Origin of the sequence: Micromonospora sp. WMMD712, from assembly GCF_029581295.1 — a bacterium.
GTDB classification, from domain to species: Bacteria; Actinomycetota; Actinomycetes; order Mycobacteriales; family Micromonosporaceae; genus Micromonospora; species Micromonospora carbonacea.
Genome location: NZ_CP120743.1, coordinates 7399370 through 7417841, shown reverse-complemented (window position 1 = coordinate 7417841; position 18472 = coordinate 7399370). Strand labels below are relative to the sequence as shown.

The following is an 18472-nucleotide window of genomic DNA, read 5'->3' as shown; positions in this document are numbered from 1 at the left end:
GGGGCCGCCCCGTCACGGCACGGCCGACCGCCAGCCCGCGCGGTGCAGCCGTTCGGCGCCGTCGAGCAGCAGGTCGAGGGCGAACTCGAACTCGAACTGCTCGTCGCAGCCCTGGCCCACGGCCGCCAGGTCGCCCCCGGTGGCCGCGGTGGCGATGGCCAGGACGTGCGGGAAGCGGTCGGCGAACTCGCGGACCACCGCCTCCTGCTCCTCGGGGGTGGGAGTCCGCGGGGCGGCCGGCTCGGGGGCGTTGAACAACTCGGGGCTGAAGCCCCAGACCCGGTTGCCCAGGGCGTGCATCACGTGGTGGGTGAGGTCGGCGGAGAAGCCGCCGGCGAGGAACGCCCCGGCCAGCGCATCGAGATGGCCGAGCACGGTCGGCGTCCGGTTGGTGCGCGACTCGATGGCCTGCCGCGCCCAGCGGTGCCGCAGCACCACCCGCCGCGCCGCGAGGATCCGCTGCCGCACCGCGCCCTTCCAGTGCAGGCCCGGGTCGGCGGGCGCGATCCCGGCGATCACGGTGTCCACCATCCCGTCGAGCAGTTCCTCCTTGTCGGCGACGTGCTTGTAGAGCGCCATCGGCACCACACCGAGGTCCTGGGCGAGCCGCCGCATGCTCACCGCCGCGATCCCGGCCTCGTCGGCGAGCGAGACGGCCGCCCGGAGCACGCGTTCCCGGTTGAGCCGCGCCCGCGGACCCGCGTCGAAGCCCGGCATGACAGGTCCTCCCCGGTCGCCCTTGACGGTGTACGTCGTACACCTTACCGTGAGTCGAAGGTGTACGACGTACACCTTTGGGGTCGAGGACGGGGAGGGCGCAGATGACCGCCGACACGGGAACCACCGCCGCGCCGCCGACGGCGGCCGGCTCGCCCCGGCGCAGGACGGCGCTGGCCGCGGGCGTGTTCTACCTGATCACCTTCCTCGCCTCGCTCCCCGCCGTGGCCCTCATCGCGCCCGTGCTCGACAACCCCGACTACATCGTGAGCGCCGGCAGCGACACCCGGGTGATCGCGGGCTGCCTGCTCGACATCGTCAACGCCGTCGCCTGCGTGGGCACGGCCGTCGCGCTGTTCCCCGTCGTCAGGCGGCAGCACGAGGCCGCCGCGCTCGGCTTCGTCACCGCCCGGGTCCTCGAAGCCGCGATCATCGTCGTCGGCGTCGCAAGCCTGCTGACGGTGGTGACGCTGCGCCAGGAGTCCGCCGCGACGACCGGCGCGGACGCCCCCACCCTCGTCGCCGTCGGCGCGTCACTCGTCGCGGTCCGCGACTGGACGTTCCTGCTCGGGCCCGGCCTCGTGCCCGCCGCCAACGCGCTGCTGCTCGGCTACCTGATGTACCGGTCCGCCCTCGTGCCGCGGATCATCCCCCTGCTCGGGCTCGTCGGGGCGCCCCTGCTCGTCGCCTCCGCCGTGGCCACCATGTTCGGGGTCAACGAGCAGGCCTCCGCGCTCTCGGCGGTCCTGACCATCCCGGTGGCCGCGTGGGAGCTGTCGCTCGGGGTCTGGCTGGTCGTCAAGGGCTTCCGGCCGGCACCGATCCTCAGCGCCCCCACCACCTGACCGGCGCTGCCGGCCGGGGTATTCGCGTTGCCGGCCCGCCGGCCCGTGTCTACTGTGCGGTGATGCCCTCGCCGATGCTCACGGTGGCCCTCGACGCGCACGACCCCGTTCGCCTGGCACGGTTCTGGGCCGGCATGCTCGGCCGGGAGGTCGCCGAGGAGGCACGCGGCCCGCTGCTCCCCGGCGACGACACCCAGCCCGGCCTCCGCTTCGTCCCGAGCCGCACGGAGAAGACGGGGCCCAACCGCCTGCACCTGCACCTGACCAGCACCGACCAGGCCGACCAGCAGCGCCTGGTGACGACGGCGCTGGCGCTCGGCGGCGGTCACCTCGACGTCGGGCAGCGCCCCGAGGAGAAGCACACCGTGCTGGCCGACCCCGAGGGCAACGAGTTCTGCGTGATCGCGCCGGGCAACCGCTTCCTCGCCGGCTGCGGCCTGCTCGGCGAGCTGGCCTGCGACGGCACCCGCGAGGTCGGCCTGTTCTGGAGCCGGGCGCTGGACTGGCCGCTGGTGTGGGACCAGGACCAGGAGACCGCGATCCAGTCACCGCACGGCGGCACGAAGGTCGCGTGGGGCGGGCCGCCCGTCGCCCCGAAGACGGCGCGGAACCGGCAGCGCTTCGACCTCGCCCCGCCCGGAGGCGACCAGCGGGCCGAAGCCGACCGACTGATCGCCCTCGGCGCCACCTGCCTGGAGACGGGCCGGGACGGCGCGATCATGCTGGCCGACCCCGACGGCAACGAGTTCACCCTCACCCCACCCTGACCCGTCCCGCCCCTCCCCCGCGCCCCGCCCGGCCCAACCCCGCCTGGGTGATCAGGCGGGGTCAGGGGTGGGGGGTGGGGGGTAGCAGGGAGGCGAAGGCGATGATGTTGTCGGCGTAGCCCGTCTGGCCGCCGACCCATGCGCCGCCGCAGGTGATCAGCCGCAGTTCCGGTGGGCCGTCGTCGCCGTACACCCGGTGGGCGGGCAGGTCGTCCTTGCCGAAGTGTTCGACGGAGTCCACGGCGAAGACCGCCACTCCGCCGTCGGCACGGGTCACCTCGATCCGGTCGCCGGCGCGCAGTTTGCCCAGGTCGTAGAAGACGGCCGGGCCGTCCCGGGTGTCCACGTGACCGACGATCACGGCCCGGCCGGGCTCGCCGGGGATCACGCTGCGGTCGTACCAGCCGGTCTCGGCGGCGGCGCTCAGCGGCGGCACGGCGATCGACCCGTCGGCGGCCTGCCCGACCGGGCCGACCGGCGCGGACACCCGGATCGCCGGCACCCGGAGGCGCACCGGTCGGCCGGCGGTCGGCGGGCGCGCCTCGTCGGCCACCGCTGCCGCCCGGTCAGCCGGGCGGGTCGCCCACTCGAAGGGCCCCGCCGTGCGGCCGAGGCCGGCGCCGGTGGCGAAGACGCCGAGCAGCACCAGGGCCACGGCCACCGGCACCGACCAGGGCCGGCGGCCGTCCGGCCGGGCGGACCGGGTGGACCGGGTGGAGACCGCGCCCGGGGCGGCACGCACGGCCGTCCCGCTGGGGGCGGAGGCACGCACGGCCGCCACCGCCCGGACGGTACGCGCCGACGCCGCGCCCCGGACCGTGCGTGCCGACGCCACACCCGGGGCGGTCCCCGCCGACGCCACCGCCCGGACGGTACGCGCCGACGCCGCGCCCGGGGTGGTGCGTGCCGACGCCACGGCCGGCCTCAGCGGCGGCTTCCGCCGCGGCGGGACCGCGGCCGACGGGCCGTGGCCACGCCGATCGTCACGCCGGCCACGGTCAACGCCACGCCGCCGGGCAGCAGCAGGCCGTCGGTGGCGCCCCGGGCGGTGCCACCGAAGCCCGTGTTCGGCCCCCGGCTCGGGTGGTGCGTGGGCGGGTACGTCGGGTGACCGGTCGGCTGGTACGTCGGCTTGTGGGTGGGCGCGGGCGAGGGCTGCTTCTTGACCACCTGGAGCATCGTGGTGGCGGTCTCGCCGCCCCGGCATTCGAGCTTGACCCGGTAGTTGCCCGGCCAGATGCGCTCGCGGACCATCGGGGTGCCGGTCAACAGGCCCCGCTGCGGGTGCACGGCGACCCGGCCGAAGGCGTCGGAGACGACGATCGCCGGCACCGAGTTGTCGTGACAGCTCGCCCGGATGCCCACGAGGTAGCCGGGCTGCACGGTGCTCGGGGTGACCTCGACAAAGACGAGCCAGCCGGGCTGTTCGCCACCGGGCGGGCCCGGCGGCGGCTCGGGTGCGGGGGCGGCCAGGGCCGGTCCGGCGGCCCACGCGCCCGCCGAGAGCGGCCCGGCGAACGCGGCGACGGCGACGGCGAGCGCGGCACCGACCCGTGCGACCGGGCCCGTGACGGGTCCGGCACACCGGCGCGTGGCTGCCCCCATGACCCCTCCCGGCGCGGTAGTGCGTCGCCGGGCAACGGCCCGCCCGGCCTGCCGTACGGGATGAATCTTCTCATCCCCGGTCGTACCTCACAGGCGATCCGGCGCGCTGGTCGCGTACGCTCGGACCGCTGTGACCTCCACCGAAGCGAACCCCGTCGTGACCGTGCCGCCGCACGCGTCGCGGATCCGCACCTTCCACCCCCGCCGGGGCCGGATGACCGGCCGCCAGGTCGACGCCCTCGACCGGCTCTGGTCGGCGTACGGCCTGACGGTCGACGACGGTCCCGCCGCCGCGCCCGTGGACCTGGCGGCGCTGTTCGGCCGCCGGGCCCCGATCGTGCTGGAGATCGGGTCGGGGATGGGGGACGCCACGGCCGCGATGGCCGCCGCCGACCCAGGCCGAGACTATCTGGCGGTCGAGGTGCACACGCCGGGAATCGCCAACCTGTTGGGGCTGGTGGAGCGCCTCGGGCTGGACAACGTGCGGGTGGCCCGGGGCGACGCGCTGGACCTGGTCCGGGCGCTGCCGGACGGGTCGCTGGACGCGGTGCACGTCTTCTTCCCCGACCCGTGGCCCAAGTCGCGGCACCACAAGCGGCGGATCATCCAGCCGGCGCACGTGGCGCTGCTGCGCTCCCGGCTGACGCCCGGCGGGACGCTGCACTGCGCCACCGACTGGGCGGAGTACGCGGAGTCGATGCGCGAGACGCTGACCGCCGACGCGGGCCTGGTGGACGTGCACGGCGGGTACGCTCCGCGACCGGCGCACCGGCCGGTGACCAAGTTCGAGCGGCGCGCCCTGACGGCGGGCCGCCCGGTGTTCGACCTGGTCCACCGCCGCGCGTGAGGCTGCCGGCCGAGGCACGGCGCACGGCGCGAGGCGCGCGTGCGGTGCAAGGAAGGGCCCCTTGTTAACGCATTCTGTTGTACAGGGGCCCCTTCCTAACAGCCCGGTTGGCGCGGAGGGGCCTGCGACAGGCACGATGGACGGGCTATGACGCTCACCGCCGCGCTGCCGACAAGCGCCGACCCCGACACCCTCTTCGACGCGTTCGCCGGTTGGGCGAAGGAGCGCGGCCTCGACCTCTACCCCCACCAGGAGGAGGCGGTCATCGAGATCGTCTCCGGCGCGAACGTGATCATGAACACGCCGACCGGCTCGGGCAAGAGCCTGGTGGCGATCGCCGCGCACTTCGCCGCCCTGGCCGACGACCGGACGACCTTCTACACCGCCCCGATCAAGGCCCTGGTGTCGGAGAAGTTCTTCGCGTTGTGCGAGGTCTTCGGGGCCGACAACGTCGGCATGCTCACCGGCGACGCCAGCGTCAACGCCGACGCCCCGATCATCTGCTGCACCGCCGAGGTGCTGGCCAACCTCGCGCTGCGCGAGGGCGCGCGGGCCGACGTCGGCCAGGTGATCATGGACGAGTTCCACTTCTACGCCGAGCCGGACCGGGGCTGGGCGTGGCAGGTGCCGATCATCGAGCTGCCGCAGGCCCAGTTCGTGCTGATGTCGGCCACCCTCGGCGACACCAGCCGCTTCGTCGACGACCTGACCCGGCGCACCGGCCGGCCGACCGCCGTCGTGCGCTCGGCCGAGCGGCCGGTCCCGCTCCTCTTCTCGTACGCGATGACGCCGCTGCACGAGACCCTCGAGGAGCTGCTGGAGACCAAGCAGGCCCCGGTGTACGTCGTGCACTTCACCCAGGCCGCCGCCCTGGAGCGGGCGCAGGCGCTGATGAGCGTGAACGTCTGCACCCGGGCCGAGAAGGACCTGATCGCCGAGGCCATCGGCCGTTTCCGGTTCACCTCCGGCTTCGGCAAGACCCTGTCGCGGCTGGTACGGCACGGCATCGGGGTGCACCACGCCGGCATGCTGCCGAAGTACCGCCGGCTCGTGGAGACCCTCGCCCAGGCCGGCCTGCTCAAGGTCATCTGCGGCACCGACACGCTCGGCGTCGGCATCAACGTGCCCATCCGCACGGTGCTGTTCACCGGCCTGAGCAAGTACGACGGGGTGCGTACCCGGCTGTTGAAGGCCCGCGAGTTCCACCAGATCGCCGGCCGGGCCGGGCGGGCCGGCTTCGACACCCTCGGCCGGGTCGTCGTGCAGGCCCCCGAGCACGTCATCGAGAACGAGAAGGCCCTCGCCAAGGCCGGCGACGACCCGAAGAAGCGGCGCAAGGTGGTGCGCAAGAAGCCGCCGGAGGGCTCGATCGGCTGGGGCCGGCCGACGTTCGACCGTCTGGTCGAGGCCGAGCCGGAGCCGCTGACGTCCAGCTTCCAGGTCAGCCACTCGATGCTGCTCAACGTCATCGGCCGCCCCGGCGACGCGTTCGCCGCGATGCGGCACCTGCTCACCGACAACCACGAGGACCGCGCCGCCCAGCGCCGGCACATCCGCCGGGCCATCGCCATCTACCGGGCGCTGCGGGCCGGCGGGGTGGTCGAGGAGCTGCCCGAGCCGGACGAGACCGGCCGCCGGGTGCGGCTCACCGTCGACCTCCAGCTCGACTTCGCGCTCAACCAGCCGCTGTCGCCCCTCGCGCTGGCCGCGATCGAGCTGCTCGACGCCGAGAGCCCGTCCTACGCCCTCGACGTGCTCAGCGTGATCGAGTCGATCCTCGACGACCCCCGCCAGGTGCTGTCCGCGCAGCAGTTCAAGGCCCGCGGCGAGGCGGTCGCCGCGATGAAGGCCGAGGGCATCGAGTACGAGGCCCGCCTCGAACTGCTCGACGAGGTGACCCACCCCAAGCCCCTGGCGGAGCTGCTCGACGCCGCGTACGAGATGTACCGGCGGGGGCACCCGTGGGTCGCCGACCACCAGCTCTCCCCCAAGTCCGTCGTGCGGGACATGTACGAGCGGGCGATGACCTTCACCGAGTACGTGCAGTTCTACTCCCTCACCCGCTCCGAGGGCCTCGTGCTGCGCTACCTCGCCGACGCGTACAAGACGCTGCGGCAGACCGTGCCCGAGGACGCCAAGACCGAGGAGCTGATCGACCTCATCGAGTGGCTGCACGAGCTGGTCCGCCAGGTCGACTCCAGCCTCATCGACGAGTGGGAGCGGCTGAAGAACCCGTCGGACGTCGCCGAGGCCGCCGAGGCGCACGCCGCCCTCGACGACCGGCCGCCGGCGGTCACCCGCAACGCGCGGGCGTTCCGGGTGCTGGTGCGCAACGCGCTGTTCCGCCGGGTCGAGCTGGCCGCCCTGCGCCGCTGGGACCTGCTGGGCGAGCTGGACGCCGCCGACGGCTGGGACGCCGACGCGTGGGCCGACGCGCTGGAGCCCTACTTCGAGGCGTACGACTCGATCGGCACCGGGCCGGACGCCCGGGGCCCGGCGCTGCTGATGATCGAGCAGGGCCGGGACCGGTGGACGGTCCGGCAGATCCTCGACGACCCCGACGGCGACCACGACTGGCGCATCAGCGCGGAGGTCGACCTGGCCGCCTCCGACGAGGTCGGCGCGGCCGTCGTCCGGATCACGGACGTCGGCCAGCTCTGACCGTGGGCATCCGGCGGGGCCGAGGGCACGGCTGGCACCGGGGCGACCGCCACGTGCACTCGGCGCGCTCGCACGGCGCGGAGCTGACGCCGGAGCAGGTGGCAATCCTGATGTCAGGCAACCGATCTGCGGCGGTGGCGTCTGTCGGGGACGGCCGGGTTCACAGGATGTGCTTGCGCCAGTCCCGGCCCGGTGCGCCGAAGAGCAGGCCGTTCTCGTCAAGCGCGTTGTAGATCGTCAGATGCCCCGCCGGGAAGGCGAAACCGAGAGCGACACTGCCGTCGGCAAGGGTTCCGCCGGTGTACTCGAGGAGCTCCACCTGGCGCAGCATCTGCCCCCGGAACTCGTCGAGTTGCTCGATCGGCTCGGCTCGCCAGGCGAGTGGGAAGTCGTCGGAGGTCGGCCAGGCGACAGACTGACCCGGGTCGATGCTGCTGAAGGTGACCGAGACGTCGTCGAACTTCTGATGGTTGACCTCGACCTGCTCATCGCCGAAGTCGAGCAGGACGGGACAGTCACAGAACCACTCGTCGGCGCGAAGGTCCCAGACCAGCCAGACGTGGCGCAGTGCGCGGCCGACGAGCCCGGAGAGACGACGACCGTGAGTGGCGACGATCGGGTTCGACCCCTGGAGCCAATCGGGCCGGTAGCCGCTGATCCCGAAGTCGAACGCGCGACCGCCCCGCCGTCCGCCGCCTTCTCGGCCACCACCCTCGTTCACCATTGCCGCCAGCATCGACGCGGAACGCCTGAGCACATTCGCGAGTCTTCCATGTGCCGCAGCATGCCGACCGGCGGCGCCCAGAGCGGGCCCGGGCGCCCGGCCCTGGCAGTCGGACGGCAGGGGGCAGCGGACGCAACAGATGCGCCCCTCATTTCCCTGGGCGATGTCAGACCCGTCGATTAGAATGTATGTACTAAACCAAGTCCTGACCTGGGAGGACTTCCGTGACCGCGCCCACCTCCAGCACCCTCCCGCCCTACGCCACCCTCCTCGGCTTCACCCGGTACGTCGACCGCACCGGGCCCACCAAGGCCAGCTTCGTCGGGGGCCTGCGCAAGCAGCGGGCCAGCAAGCACGGGTTCAACCCGCACGGTCAGTTCGTCAAGGCGCTCAAGGCCGACGTCGCGTTCCACACCGGCGGCACCCACCTGGCGCAGGTGGCCGACGCGGTCAAGCCGCGCTGGCAGCCGCTCTACCGGGCGCTCGTGCCGGGCGCGACGGCCTGGCTGCACTCCCTCGGCGAGCCGACCGGCGTCGACCTGGCGCAGACCCGCGACGCCCTGGCCATGCTCGGCGACCTCCCGGTGAAGATCAATCCGCACTTCGGCATCCGGCACGCCGCCGACGGCCGCGCCGAGGCCGTCCGCCTGCACTTCGACGAGGCCCCGCCCAGCGAGGAGGCGGCCCTGGCCACCCTGCACCTGATGGCCCGGCACATGGACGCGGTCCTGCCGCACGCCGCGCCCGTCCTGGTCGACGTGCGGCGGGGCGTGGCGCACCGGATGCCCGACGGCGTCAGGCCCGAGCAGGTCGAGCAGTGGCTGGCTGGCGAGGCGGCGGCCTTCCGCGCGATCTGGTCCACCGCCGCCTGACCCCACCCACCGCCGCCCGCCCTACCCGCGCCACCTCCCACCGCCCCACCGGGCGGTGGGAGGTGGCGCGATCGCGTACGGGGCCGAGCGGCACGTGACACGGCGACACGGCAACACGGCGACACGGCAACACGGCGACCCGGCGACCCGGCACGGCGAGGCACGGCGAGGCACGGCGGCGGGCACTGTGCGGCGGCGGCGCGAGCCGCATGATCACGCTCGATCCGGGAAACGGTGGCATCGATCGCGGCGGGAGGCCACTCGATCCCGCATCGAGCACGCTCTTGAGCGGCGTTCACCGGGGTTATCCACAGGGGACAGCGTGCCGTCCGCAGAACCGGCACGGTAAGGACATGCCCAAGAGCCCTCGACGACCTCCCCAACTGCGAGGTCGGATCTTCCGCGGTTCGGTGGCCCGAGCCCGGGGCCTGCTGACCCGCAACGATCTCCGCAGTTCCGCCTGGCGGCCGTTGTTCCGCGACGTCTATGCCGACGCCCGGATCGCGGTCACCCACCGGCACCGATGCCTTGCGGTGACCCGTTGGCTGGTCCCGCCCGGCACCGCGATCGCCGGCCGCTCCGCCGCAGCGCTGTACGGCGTGGGAAGCATCCCGCCCGACGAGCCGATCGACGTGCTGACACCCAGCGGGCCGCCCGACACCACGCCGGACCCGCCGCCGGCGGTGCCACCCAACGCGCCGCCTGGCAGGAGGCCGAATCATCAGCGACCCCCGGCACCCGACCAGCGGTTCCCGCCACCGTCGGCCCCCGTGCCGGCCCCGCCTGCAAGCGCACCGGCACCGGCGGTCCCGCTACAGGGTGGTCGGCGGCTGGGGCCCGTGGCGGGGCTGTGCGTACACCGGGGTCCGGTGCTTCCGGCAGACGTCGTCGACCGGGCGGGCATCCCGGTGACCAGTCCGGCGCGTACCTGCTGGGACGTCGCCTGCTGGCTGGACGTGGTGGAAGCGGTCGTCGTCATCGACGGCCTGCTGGCGCGACGGATCGTCGACGTCCCGACGCTACGCGAGTACGCCCTGGCGCGGGCGGGGCGCCGGGGCTGGCGGTCGTTGCTGCGCGCCGTCGACCTGGCCGACGCCGGCGCCGAGTCGCCACAGGAGTCCCGGACCCGGGTCCGGCTGGTGCTGGCCGGGCTGCCCCGGCCCCGTACCCAGTGGGTCGTCTCCGACGGTGGGCGGTTCGTGGCCCGACTCGACCTGGCCTGGCCGGAGTTCCGGGTCGCCGTGGAGTACGACGGGCTCTGGCACGACGATCCCGAGCAGTTCCACCGGGACCGTCGCCGCCTGAATCGGCTGCTCGGCGGGGACTGGCTCGTCCTGCATGTGACGGCGCGACGCCTCCGCGAGGACTTCGACGGTTTCCTCGCCGAGGTACGCGCGGCCCTCCGCTCCCGCGGCCACCGGCCCCGGCTCCAGGTCTGAGAGTCCCGGAGATCGTGCTCGATCGGTGAAACAGTGGCATCCGGGCGGGCCGAGGCCACTGTTTCACCGATCGAGCACGATCTTGGAGCCGGGCCGGGCCGGGCGGGGCGGGGCAGGCCGGGCGGGGCGGGGCGGGGGCCGAGCGGCCGGCGTGGACCGCGGGGGTCAGGCCGCCGGGACGTACTTCTCCAGGTCGTCGATGATCTTGTTGGCCGCGCCGACGCCGATGCCCGTCATCCAGGTCTCGTCGGAGACCACGTGCGCCCGGCCCGCCTTGACCGCGGACAGCCCCTTCCACAGGGTGCCGCCGGTGACGGTGGCCTGCTCCGCGGCAGCCTTCTCGCCGTACGCGGTCACGAAGACGACGTCGGCGTCGACCTCGTTGACCCGCTCGGCGCTGACCAGGTCGAACCGCTTGTCCTCCTTGTCGGCGAGCTGCTGCCGCTCGGGGCGGCCGAGGCCGGTGTCGCCGACGACGATGCCGGAGAAGGAGTCCGGCCCGTACACCCGGATCGCGCCGGGGATGAAGCGCACGATGGAGACGGTGCGGTCGGCGGCGTCGCCGAGCTTCGCGCCGAAGTCCTTCGCCCGCTTCTCGTACGCGGCCAGCAGGTCCTTGGCCTGCTGCTCCTTGCCCAGGGCCTGACCGTCGAGGAGGAAGTTCTCCTTCCAGGTGATGCCCACCTTCTCGGTGAACACGGTCGGCGCGATGGCGGCCAGCTCGTCGTAGAACTTCTCCTGGCGGAACTTGCTGCCGAGGATCAGGTCGGGCTTGAGGGCGTTGATCGCCTCCAGGTCGGGCTCGGTGAGCACCCCGACCTCCTTGATGCCGGCCAGCTTCTCCTCGCCGAAGTAGGTGGGCCAGCTCCTCGCCTCGCCGGCGGTCGCCGCGCCGACGGGTGTGACCCCCAGCGAGAGCGCTGTGTCGATCTTGTCGGTGTCGAGGACGACGACCCGCTTCGGCTCGGCGGGCACCTTGGTGGTGCCCATGGCGTGCGTGACCTCCCGGGTCTGTCCGGTGGCGGTGCCGGCGACGGGGTCGCTCTCACCGCAGGCGGTGAGTCCGACGCCGAGGGCGACGGCCGCGGTGAGCACGGCGGCGAGACGACGCATGGTGGGGTTCCTTTCGAGTGGTTCAGCCGGCCGACGGGCCGGCGGGCGAGGCGGAGACAGCGGAAGAGGAGGAGGCCGGAGCGGAGACAGCGGAAGAGGAGGAGGCCGGAGCGGGGACGGCGGCCGGGGAGGGGGTGGTGAGGGCAGGCACGACCAGGGGCGCGCCGCTCACCGGGCACGGCACCACCACGCAGTCGAGCCCGAAGACGTCGCGGACCAGCGCCGCGGTGAGGATCTCCCGGGGCGGGCCGGCGGCGACCACCGCCCCGGCGCGCATGGCGACGAGGTGGTCGGCGTAACGGGCGGCCTGGTTGAGGTCGTGCAGCACCGCGACGACGGTGCGGCCCCGTTCGGCGCGCAGCCGGTGCAGCAGGTCCAGCACCTCGACCTGGTGGGCCAGGTCGAGGAAGGTCGTCGGCTCGTCCAGCAGCAGCGCCTCGGTGTCCTGGGCGAGGGTCATCGCGATCCAGACCCGCTGCCGCTGGCCGCCGGAGAGGGTGTCCACCGGGCGGTCGGCGAGGCCGGCCACGTCGGCGAGGGCCATCGCCTCGTCGACGGCGGCGCCGTCGGCCGCCGACCACTGCCGCCACCACCGCTGGTACGGCTGCCGGCCCCGGCCGACCAGGTCGGCGACCGTCACCCCCTCGGGCACCAGCGGGCTCTGCGGCAGCACCCCGAGCCGCCGGGCGACCTCCCGGGTCGGCAGGTCCCGGATGGCGGTGCCGTCGAGCAGCACGGTGCCCCGGCGCGGGGTCAGCAGCCGCGCCATGGTGCGCAGCAGGGTGGACTTGCCGCAGGCGTTCGGCCCGACGATGACGGTGAACGCCCCGGCGGGCAGCGTCACGTCGAGGCCGTCCAGGACGGTTCGCTCGTCGTAGCCGACGACCAGGTCGCGGGTGGAGAGCATCGCGGCTCCTCGGGAGGCGTCGGCGGGGCCCGGTGCGCCGGCGGGGGCGGGCGGGCCGGCGGTCGGGGCAGCAGGCGAGCCGGCGGTCGAGGCAGCAGGCGAGCCGGCGGTCGAGGCAGCAGGCAAGCCGGCAGACGGCGCGGCGGGCGGGGTAGCAGGCGAGCCGGCAGACGGAGCGGCGGGCGCGGGGGTCGTCACGACGCCCTCCGCCGGCCGCGCAGCAGCAGGAACATCAGGTACGGTCCGCCGATCGCGGCGGTCAGCACGCCCGCCGGAAGCTGGGTGGGCGCGAACAGCCGGCGGCCGGCGAGGTCGGCGAGGACCAGCAGCAGCGCCCCGAGCAGGGCGGAGCAGAGCAGCGGGGGCCGTTCGGCGCGGACCAGCCGGCGGGCCAGTTGCGGGGCGACGAGGGCGACGAAGTCGACGGCGCCGACCTGCGCGGTGACCATCGCGGCGGCGAGCACGCCGGTGCCGGCCAGGGTGACCCGGCGGGCCACGGGGCGCACCCCGATCCCCCGGGCCGTGTCGTCGTCCAGGGCGGTGCTGCCCAGCGCCCAGCCGGCCCAGAGCAGCACCGGCAGCAGCGCCAGCAGGGTCGCGGCGATCCACGCCGCCTCGGTCCAGCCCTTGCCGGCGAGGGTGCCGAGCAGCCAGATCTGGGCGCGCAGCCCGTCGATCGGGTCGGCGGTCAGCAGGACCACCTCGATGAGCGCCCGCAGCCCGAAGGCGACCGCCACCCCGGCGAGCACGAAGCGCTGGGCGGCCAGCCCGTGCCGGGCGCCGAGGGCGAACACCGCGACGGCGGCGGCCAGGCCGCCGAGCAGCGCCGCCGGGGCGACCAGCACGGCGGCGGCCCCGCTGGTGAGGGCCACCGTCGCGGCGAGCCCCGCGCCCTGGGTGATGCCGATGACGTCGGGGCTGGCCAGCGGGTTGCGGGCCACGCTCTGGATCAGCGTGCCGGCGACCCCGAACGCCGCGCCGGCCACCGCCGCGAGCACCAGCCGGGGCAGCCGCAGGTCGAGCACCACCAGGTCGTACGGGGTGCCCGCGCCGGCGAGCGCGCGCAGCACGTCGGGCGTGGCGACGTAGGGGGTGCCGAGGGAGAGGCTGAGCAGCCCGGCGGCGACGAGCAGCCCGGCCAGCGCGGCGGCGACCAGCACGGGGCGGCGGCGCACCGGCACCCGCAGCGGGCCGAGCCGCAGCAGCGAGCGGCCGGCGGGGGCGGCGGGCCGGACGGCGGGGCCGGGCCGGGCGGGGGCCACCGCGCTCACGCGGTCACCACCCGGGCTCGGCGCACCAGGAACGCCAGCAGGGGCGCGCCGACCAGCGCGGTGACCACCCCGGCGGGCACCTCGCCGGGCGGGGCGACGAGCCGGCCCGCGACGTCGGCGGCGAGCAGCAGGGCCGGCCCGAGCAGCGCGGCGACGGCCAGGGTCCACCGGTGGTCCGCGCCGACCAGGGCGCGGGCCAGGTGCGGCACGGCGAGGCCGACGAACGCGATCGGCCCGGCCGCCGCCACGGCCGCGCCGGTGAGCAGCACCCCGGCCGCGCCGCCGCCGAGGCGGACCAGCCCGACACGGTGGCCCAGGCCCCGGGCCACGTCGTCGCCGAGGGCGAGCGCGTCGAGGCCCCGGGCGACGAGGGCGGCCAGCACGAGCCCGGCGAGGACGAACGGCAGCACCTGCCCGGCGACCCCGACGCCCCGGCCGGTCAGCCCGCCGACGACCCAGAACCGGTACTCCTCGAAGGTGCGGGCGTCGATGCTGAGCAGCGCGTACACGAGGGCACCGAGACTGGCGTCGAGCGCCGCGCCGGTCAGCGCGAGGGTGACCGGCGACGCGCCGTCGCGGGCCCGGTTGGCGACGGCGAAGACGGCCAGGCCGGCGGCGAGCGCCCCGGCGATGCCGAACCAGACGTATCCGGCGAGGGTGCCGACGCCGAAGACGGCGATGGCGAGGACCACGCCGAACGACGCGCCCGCGCTGATGCCGAGAATGCGCGGCTCGGCGAGCGGGTTGCGGGTCAGCGCCTGGAAGAGCACCCCGGCCACGGCGAGCGCGAGCCCGACGAGCAGGCCGAGGGCGGTGCGGGGCAGCCGCAGCTCGCGGACGATGGTGGTGGCGTCGCCGCCGTCGGGGGCGACCAGGGCGTGCCAGACCGCGCCGGGGGCGAGCGGGCGGCTGCCGAGGGCGAAGCTGGCCAGCACGGCGAGGGCGAGCACGGCCGCCGCGCCGAGGGTGACGGCCGCCCGGCGGCCCAGGCCCCGGGTCGTCGGTGTGCCGGCCCGGATCGGCCGCGCGGCGACGGTGGTCACGAATCTCCCTCGACTTAGGTACGCCTTACCTTAAACCGAGGGGGGTGGGTGGCCCTAACCGGCGCTCGTCGATCCGGAGTCGTCGCCACCCCGCTGAGCAGGGCGGCCGTGCCGAGCGCCGCCGCGCGGCGAGCGGTTCGTCCCGGCGGGGGTGCCCGGGGACGCGCGGATCTGGGATGGTCACCGTCGATCCGAAGACCCGGGTACGCCGCGACCGGAGGAGACCACTGCCGATGCCCCCGACACACCTTCTGGCCCAGCGGCTGTCGCGGGCGGGGATCCGCGACGTCGTCACCGTCGTCCCGGCCAGCGGTGGGCTCGCCGCCCTCGCCGGGACGGCCCACCGCGAGAACGGGCCGCCGGTCTTCGTCAAGACCTTCGCCGAAGCGCCGGACGGCGTCGGTGACGCCTTCGTCGCGGAGGCCGAGGGGCTGGCGGCCCTGCGGGAGCTCGGCGGGCAGGAGACCCCCGAGGTGATCGTGGCGAACCAGGAGGTGCTCGTGTTGTCGCTGCTGCGGCCGAGACCCCGCAGCGGGGCCTTCTGGGAGGAGTTCGCGCACGCGCTGGCCCACCTGCACACGGGCACCCTCCACCCCCGCTTCGGCTGGCACCGCGACAACTGGTTGGGGCGTCGCCCGCAGCTCAACACGTGGGCCGACGACGGCTTCGCCTTCTTCGCGGAGCGCCGGTTGCTCCGCTGGCTCACCGAGCCCCGCGTCGAGGCGACGCTCGGACCCGCCGACCGGGCCGCGCTGGAACGGCTGTGTGACCGGCTCCCCGAGCTGCTGCCGGACCGGCCGGCCTGCCTGACGCACGGCGACCTGTGGGCCCAGAACGTCCTGGCCACCGCGGACGGGCGGGCGGCGCTGATCGACCCGGCGGTGTCGTACCTGTGGGCGGAGGTGGACCTGGCCCACCTCTGGAGCACGGCGCCGCCGCCGGAGGCGCGCCGGTTCTTCGCCGTCTACGCCGAGCTGGCCGGTCTCGACGACGGCTGGCCGGCCCGCATGCCGATCATCCAGCTACGACAGCACCTGGCGGTGCTGGCCCAGTTCGACGACGACTGGGGCGCCGCCGAGACGATCCGCGCCACGCTGGCACCGTTCCGGGCGCGGGGCTGACCCGCCCCACCACGCCCCGGCCTGCCACGCCACGCCGGTCCAGCCCGGCCCGGCCCGCAGGCGGCGACCGGTCAGCCCGCGGCCCCCACGCGCCGGGAGGAGCCGTCCCCGCCCTCGGCGGCCCCGGACGGCAGCACCTCGATCGGGCGCATCATCTCGTTGTCCTCGTGCTCCAGCAGGTGGCAGTGCCACACGAAGCGTCCCGGCAGGTCGAAGCGGACCTTGATCCGGGTCAACTGCCCCGGGTACGCGACCACGGTGTCGTGGAAGCCGGCCTCCGCGGGGCCGGGCGGGGTGTGGCCGTCGTGCCCCCGCCCGAGCACCTGGAACTGCACCTGGTGCACGTGGATCGGGTGGGCGTCCTCGGTGCAGTTGCGCAACTCCCACTCCTCGGTGACGCCGAGGGCGGGCGTCTCGGTCACCGGCGCGTCCCAGCTCAGCGGCACCGGCCGGCCGCTCGCGGCGACGACGCCCAGCAGGGCCCGCACCGGGCCGGCCGAGGACTCCTGCTCGTTGAGCGAGAGCCGCCGGACGCCCCGGGCGGCCGGCAGCGGGGCGCACGCCGGCAGCGACAACTGCCCGGGCGGGACGCTCCGGTCGACGCCGGCCCGGTCGCCCACCACGAACTTGAGCACCTGCCCGGTCGTCCGCGGGTCGGCCGGGGGGAAGTCCGTCCCCGGCGCGCCGCCGCAGAACGGCTCGTCGGGGCCCTCGTTGACCAGGTACAGCTCGGTGCCGGCCGGCACGTCGGTGAAGTCGACCACGAGGTCGGCCCGCTGGCCGTTGGCGAGCAGGATCCGGGGCGCGGCCACGGGCTCGGGCAGGAAACCGCCGTCGCTGCCGACCTGCCACAGCGGCAGCGCCGGCCGGGCCGGGCGGCGGGTCGGGTGGTCGGTGACCGACAGCATCAGGAACCGGGCGTTGCAGCCGTTGAGCAACCGGAACCGGTAGCGCCGCCGCTGCACCCGCAGCACCGGCCAGGTCGCGCCGTTGACCACCATGGCGGCGCCGAAGAACTCGGGGTTCCAGATCGGCGACACGTCGGTCCCCGGCAGGTACGGGCCGGGGTAGTCGTCGAAGTCGGCCCGGCTGTCGGGATACCAGAGCGAGCCGTCGGGGCGGAAGGTGCGGTCCTGGATCAGCAGCGGCAGGTCGCACCCCGCCTCCCCCGGCAGCGAGCCGGGCAACACCCCGGGCGGCAGGTCGTCGGGGCCGCCGCTGAGCCGGTAGAAGCCGGCCAGGCCGGCGTAGAGGTTCACCCGGGTCATGCCCAGGGTGTGGTCGTGGTACCAGAGCGTCGTCGGGCGCTGATCGTTGGCGTACTCCGTGCCGGCCGTGCCGGGGGCGCAGCGGACGCCGGTCCGCTCGGCTGCCAGCTCCCGGAACTCGCCGTAGGCCGAGCCGCCGTCGGCGCACCCGGCGGGCAGGTCCCGGGCCGCGGGGAGGTACCACGCCTGGGGGTGGCCGTCGCTCTCCTGCCGGTTGTGCCCGCCGTGCACGTGCATGACGGTCGGGACGGGCCCCCGGTACGGGTCGGGGGTGCTGGTGAAGTGCGGCCGGTGGTCGCGGCCCTCGACGCCGCCGGTCGGGTTGGCCCAGTGCAGCGTCGGGTCGACCGGCAGCAGGTGCGGCAGGTAGCGGCCCCGCTCGTCGACGAGCTGGTTGCACCAGGTCACCCGGACCGGGCGGCCGACGGTGGCGGCGATGGTGGGGCCAGGATAGGTGAAGCTGCGCGGGTGGGCGGGCGAGCCGAAGCCCCAGACGGTCGTCGCCGGCAGCCCGGCCGGGAGGACCTGCTGGCGGAACTGGCGGACGGCGACCACGTACTCGTCGACGCCGCCGCTGGTGCGGGAGGTGGGCATGGTCGACGGCACGGGCAGCGGGGTGACGTACTTGGGCACGGCACGGGGGTCGATCAGGGCGGTCGTCGGGGCGGCGGTGGTGCGGCCGGCGGGCAGCAGCAGGGCGGCGCCGCCGGCGGCACCGGCGGCGATGAGTCGTCTACGGGTCACCATGCCGCGAGGCTAGAACGAGCATTGCTCACCAAAGTGCCGAAACGTCGTCCTTACTCCTTGAGGGGACGAAACGGTTTCTAACGGTCAGGCGGGACTACGCCTCGGGCAGCAGCTCGGCGACCGGCACGGCGCGCAGCGCGTCCGTCGGGCCGACGATGACGCGGATCGACGGGAAGTAGTCCCGCAGCACCTGCTGGCACGGGCCGCAGGGGGTCAGGACGTCCCGACCCCGGTCGCCCACCGCCACGATGGTCTCCAGCTCCGTCTCCCCCTGGGTGGCGGCGGCCCCGACCACCACCACCTCGGCGCACGGCCCGCCGGTGACGTGGTGGACGTTCACGCCGCTGAAGACCCGACCGGCGGCGGTACGCGCGGCCGCGGCGACGGTGTGCCGGTCGCTGCGGCAGCGCAGCTTCGCCACGGCCGTGGCCGCCTGCACCAGCGCCCGGTCGGTGTCTCGCATGCTCATCCCAGGCCCCCGTGGTCGGCGTCGGTCGGCGGTCAACTCTAGACGGCTGCCGCCCG

Annotated in this window: 17 protein-coding genes; 7 read left to right on the top strand and 10 right to left on the bottom strand. The window is 74.9% G+C overall.

Annotated elements, in window-relative coordinates:
- Nucleotides 1-12 precede the first annotated feature (12 nt).
- A complete protein-coding gene (locus O7633_RS31400) occupies nucleotides 13-717 on the bottom strand; it encodes a TetR family transcriptional regulator (protein ID WP_282324993.1) in 705 nt (234 codons plus the stop codon).
- 104 nt (nucleotides 718-821) lie between these two features.
- On the opposite strand from O7633_RS31400, the gene O7633_RS31395 reads away from it, so the two are divergent.
- Both O7633_RS31395 and O7633_RS31390 read left to right on the top strand, forming a co-directional pair.
- The gene (locus tag O7633_RS31395; protein WP_282324992.1) at nucleotides 822-1562 is read left to right on the top strand and encodes a DUF4386 domain-containing protein; all 741 of its coding nucleotides are present in this window, start codon (nucleotides 822-824) and stop codon (nucleotides 1560-1562) included.
- A 62-nt stretch (nucleotides 1563-1624) separates the two neighbouring features.
- On the top strand, nucleotides 1625-2329 hold the full coding sequence (locus O7633_RS31390; protein WP_282324991.1) for a VOC family protein: 705 nt from the start codon (nucleotides 1625-1627) through the stop codon (nucleotides 2327-2329).
- Between the two features lie 61 nt (nucleotides 2330-2390).
- On the opposite strand, the gene O7633_RS31385 is transcribed toward O7633_RS31390, so the two are convergent.
- Together O7633_RS31385 and O7633_RS31380 are read right to left on the bottom strand one after the other, a co-directional pair.
- Complete coding sequence (locus tag O7633_RS31385; RefSeq protein ID WP_282328694.1) at nucleotides 2391-3071, bottom strand: class F sortase; 681 nt, start codon at nucleotides 3069-3071, stop codon at nucleotides 2391-2393.
- Between the two features lie 182 nt (nucleotides 3072-3253).
- Complete coding sequence (locus O7633_RS31380; RefSeq protein WP_282324990.1) at nucleotides 3254-3934, bottom strand: hypothetical protein; 681 nt, start codon at nucleotides 3932-3934, stop codon at nucleotides 3254-3256.
- A gap of 130 nt (nucleotides 3935-4064) precedes the next feature.
- On the opposite strand from O7633_RS31380, the gene trmB reads away from it, so the two are divergent.
- Together trmB and O7633_RS31370 are read left to right on the top strand one after the other, a co-directional pair.
- Nucleotides 4065-4781, top strand: coding sequence for a tRNA (guanosine(46)-N7)-methyltransferase TrmB (trmB, locus tag O7633_RS31375; protein WP_282324989.1), 717 nt, complete (start codon nucleotides 4065-4067; stop codon nucleotides 4779-4781).
- 147 nt (nucleotides 4782-4928) lie between these two features.
- The gene (locus O7633_RS31370) at nucleotides 4929-7442 is read left to right on the top strand and encodes a DEAD/DEAH box helicase (RefSeq protein WP_282324988.1); all 2514 of its coding nucleotides are present in this window, start codon (nucleotides 4929-4931) and stop codon (nucleotides 7440-7442) included.
- A 160-nt stretch (nucleotides 7443-7602) separates the two neighbouring features.
- Here the strand turns inward: O7633_RS31370 and O7633_RS31365 are convergent, their stop codons facing one another.
- Nucleotides 7603-8166 carry a hypothetical protein gene (locus tag O7633_RS31365; protein WP_282324987.1) on the bottom strand — a complete coding sequence of 188 codons (564 nt, stop codon included), beginning with the start codon at nucleotides 8164-8166 and terminating at the stop codon, nucleotides 7603-7605.
- A gap of 224 nt (nucleotides 8167-8390) precedes the next feature.
- On the opposite strand from O7633_RS31365, the gene O7633_RS31360 reads away from it, so the two are divergent.
- Nucleotides 8391-9038 (top strand): hypothetical protein, encoded by a 648-nt coding sequence (locus O7633_RS31360; protein ID WP_278133825.1) that lies wholly within the window; start codon nucleotides 8391-8393, stop codon nucleotides 9036-9038.
- Between the two features lie 869 nt (nucleotides 9039-9907).
- On the top strand, nucleotides 9908-10477 hold the full coding sequence (locus O7633_RS31355) for a hypothetical protein (protein WP_282324986.1): 570 nt from the start codon (nucleotides 9908-9910) through the stop codon (nucleotides 10475-10477).
- 165 nt (nucleotides 10478-10642) lie between these two features.
- Here the strand turns inward: O7633_RS31355 and O7633_RS31350 are convergent, their stop codons facing one another.
- The 4 genes from O7633_RS31350 to O7633_RS31335 all read right to left on the bottom strand — a co-directional run bounded on the left by O7633_RS31350 (nucleotide 10643) and on the right by O7633_RS31335 (nucleotide 14811).
- A complete protein-coding gene (locus O7633_RS31350; protein ID WP_278133820.1) occupies nucleotides 10643-11590 on the bottom strand; it encodes an iron-siderophore ABC transporter substrate-binding protein in 948 nt (315 codons plus the stop codon).
- Nucleotides 11591-11612: 22 nt separating this feature from the next.
- Complete coding sequence (locus O7633_RS31345) at nucleotides 11613-12497, bottom strand: ABC transporter ATP-binding protein (RefSeq protein ID WP_278133818.1); 885 nt, start codon at nucleotides 12495-12497, stop codon at nucleotides 11613-11615.
- Between the two features lie 194 nt (nucleotides 12498-12691).
- Complete coding sequence (locus tag O7633_RS31340) at nucleotides 12692-13768, bottom strand: iron ABC transporter permease (protein WP_278133816.1); 1077 nt, start codon at nucleotides 13766-13768, stop codon at nucleotides 12692-12694.
- A complete protein-coding gene (locus O7633_RS31335; protein WP_278133814.1) occupies nucleotides 13765-14811 on the bottom strand; it encodes an iron ABC transporter permease in 1047 nt (348 codons plus the stop codon). The genes O7633_RS31340 and O7633_RS31335 overlap by 4 nt, the downstream gene beginning before the upstream one ends.
- Before the next feature lie 233 nt (nucleotides 14812-15044).
- On the opposite strand from O7633_RS31335, the gene O7633_RS31330 reads away from it, so the two are divergent.
- Nucleotides 15045-15932, top strand: a complete 888-nt coding sequence (locus tag O7633_RS31330) for a fructosamine kinase family protein (RefSeq protein ID WP_282324984.1) — start codon at nucleotides 15045-15047, stop codon at nucleotides 15930-15932.
- A gap of 71 nt (nucleotides 15933-16003) precedes the next feature.
- On the opposite strand, the gene O7633_RS31325 is transcribed toward O7633_RS31330, so the two are convergent.
- Nucleotides 16004-17947, bottom strand: coding sequence for a multicopper oxidase domain-containing protein (locus O7633_RS31325; RefSeq protein WP_282324983.1), 1944 nt, complete (start codon nucleotides 17945-17947; stop codon nucleotides 16004-16006).
- Between the two features lie 94 nt (nucleotides 17948-18041).
- Entirely contained in the window at nucleotides 18042-18416 is a 375-nt protein-coding gene (locus tag O7633_RS31320) for a cytidine deaminase (protein WP_282324982.1), read from the bottom strand.
- Between the last annotated feature and the right edge of the window lie 56 nt (nucleotides 18417-18472).

Coding starts and splice junctions, on each gene's coding strand:
- O7633_RS31330 (WP_282324984.1), top strand. CDS start 15,045: ATGCCCCCGACACACCTTCTGGCCCAGCGGCTGTCGCGGGCGGGGATC.
- O7633_RS31325 (WP_282324983.1), bottom strand. CDS start 17,947: ATGGTGACCCGTAGACGACTCATCGCCGCCGGTGCCGCCGGCGGCGCC.
- O7633_RS31365 (WP_282324987.1), bottom strand. CDS start 8,166: ATGGTGAACGAGGGTGGTGGCCGAGAAGGCGGCGGACGGCGGGGCGGT.
- O7633_RS31370 (WP_282324988.1), top strand. CDS start 4,929: ATGACGCTCACCGCCGCGCTGCCGACAAGCGCCGACCCCGACACCCTC.
- O7633_RS31390 (WP_282324991.1), top strand. CDS start 1,625: ATGCCCTCGCCGATGCTCACGGTGGCCCTCGACGCGCACGACCCCGTT.
- O7633_RS31395 (WP_282324992.1), top strand. CDS start 822: ATGACCGCCGACACGGGAACCACCGCCGCGCCGCCGACGGCGGCCGGC.
- O7633_RS31400 (WP_282324993.1), bottom strand. CDS start 717: ATGCCGGGCTTCGACGCGGGTCCGCGGGCGCGGCTCAACCGGGAACGC.
- O7633_RS31345 (WP_278133818.1), bottom strand. CDS start 12,497: ATGCTCTCCACCCGCGACCTGGTCGTCGGCTACGACGAGCGAACCGTC.
- O7633_RS31320 (WP_282324982.1), bottom strand. CDS start 18,416: ATGAGCATGCGAGACACCGACCGGGCGCTGGTGCAGGCGGCCACGGCC.
- O7633_RS31380 (WP_282324990.1), bottom strand. CDS start 3,934: ATGGGGGCAGCCACGCGCCGGTGTGCCGGACCCGTCACGGGCCCGGTC.
- O7633_RS31350 (WP_278133820.1), bottom strand. CDS start 11,590: ATGCGTCGTCTCGCCGCCGTGCTCACCGCGGCCGTCGCCCTCGGCGTC.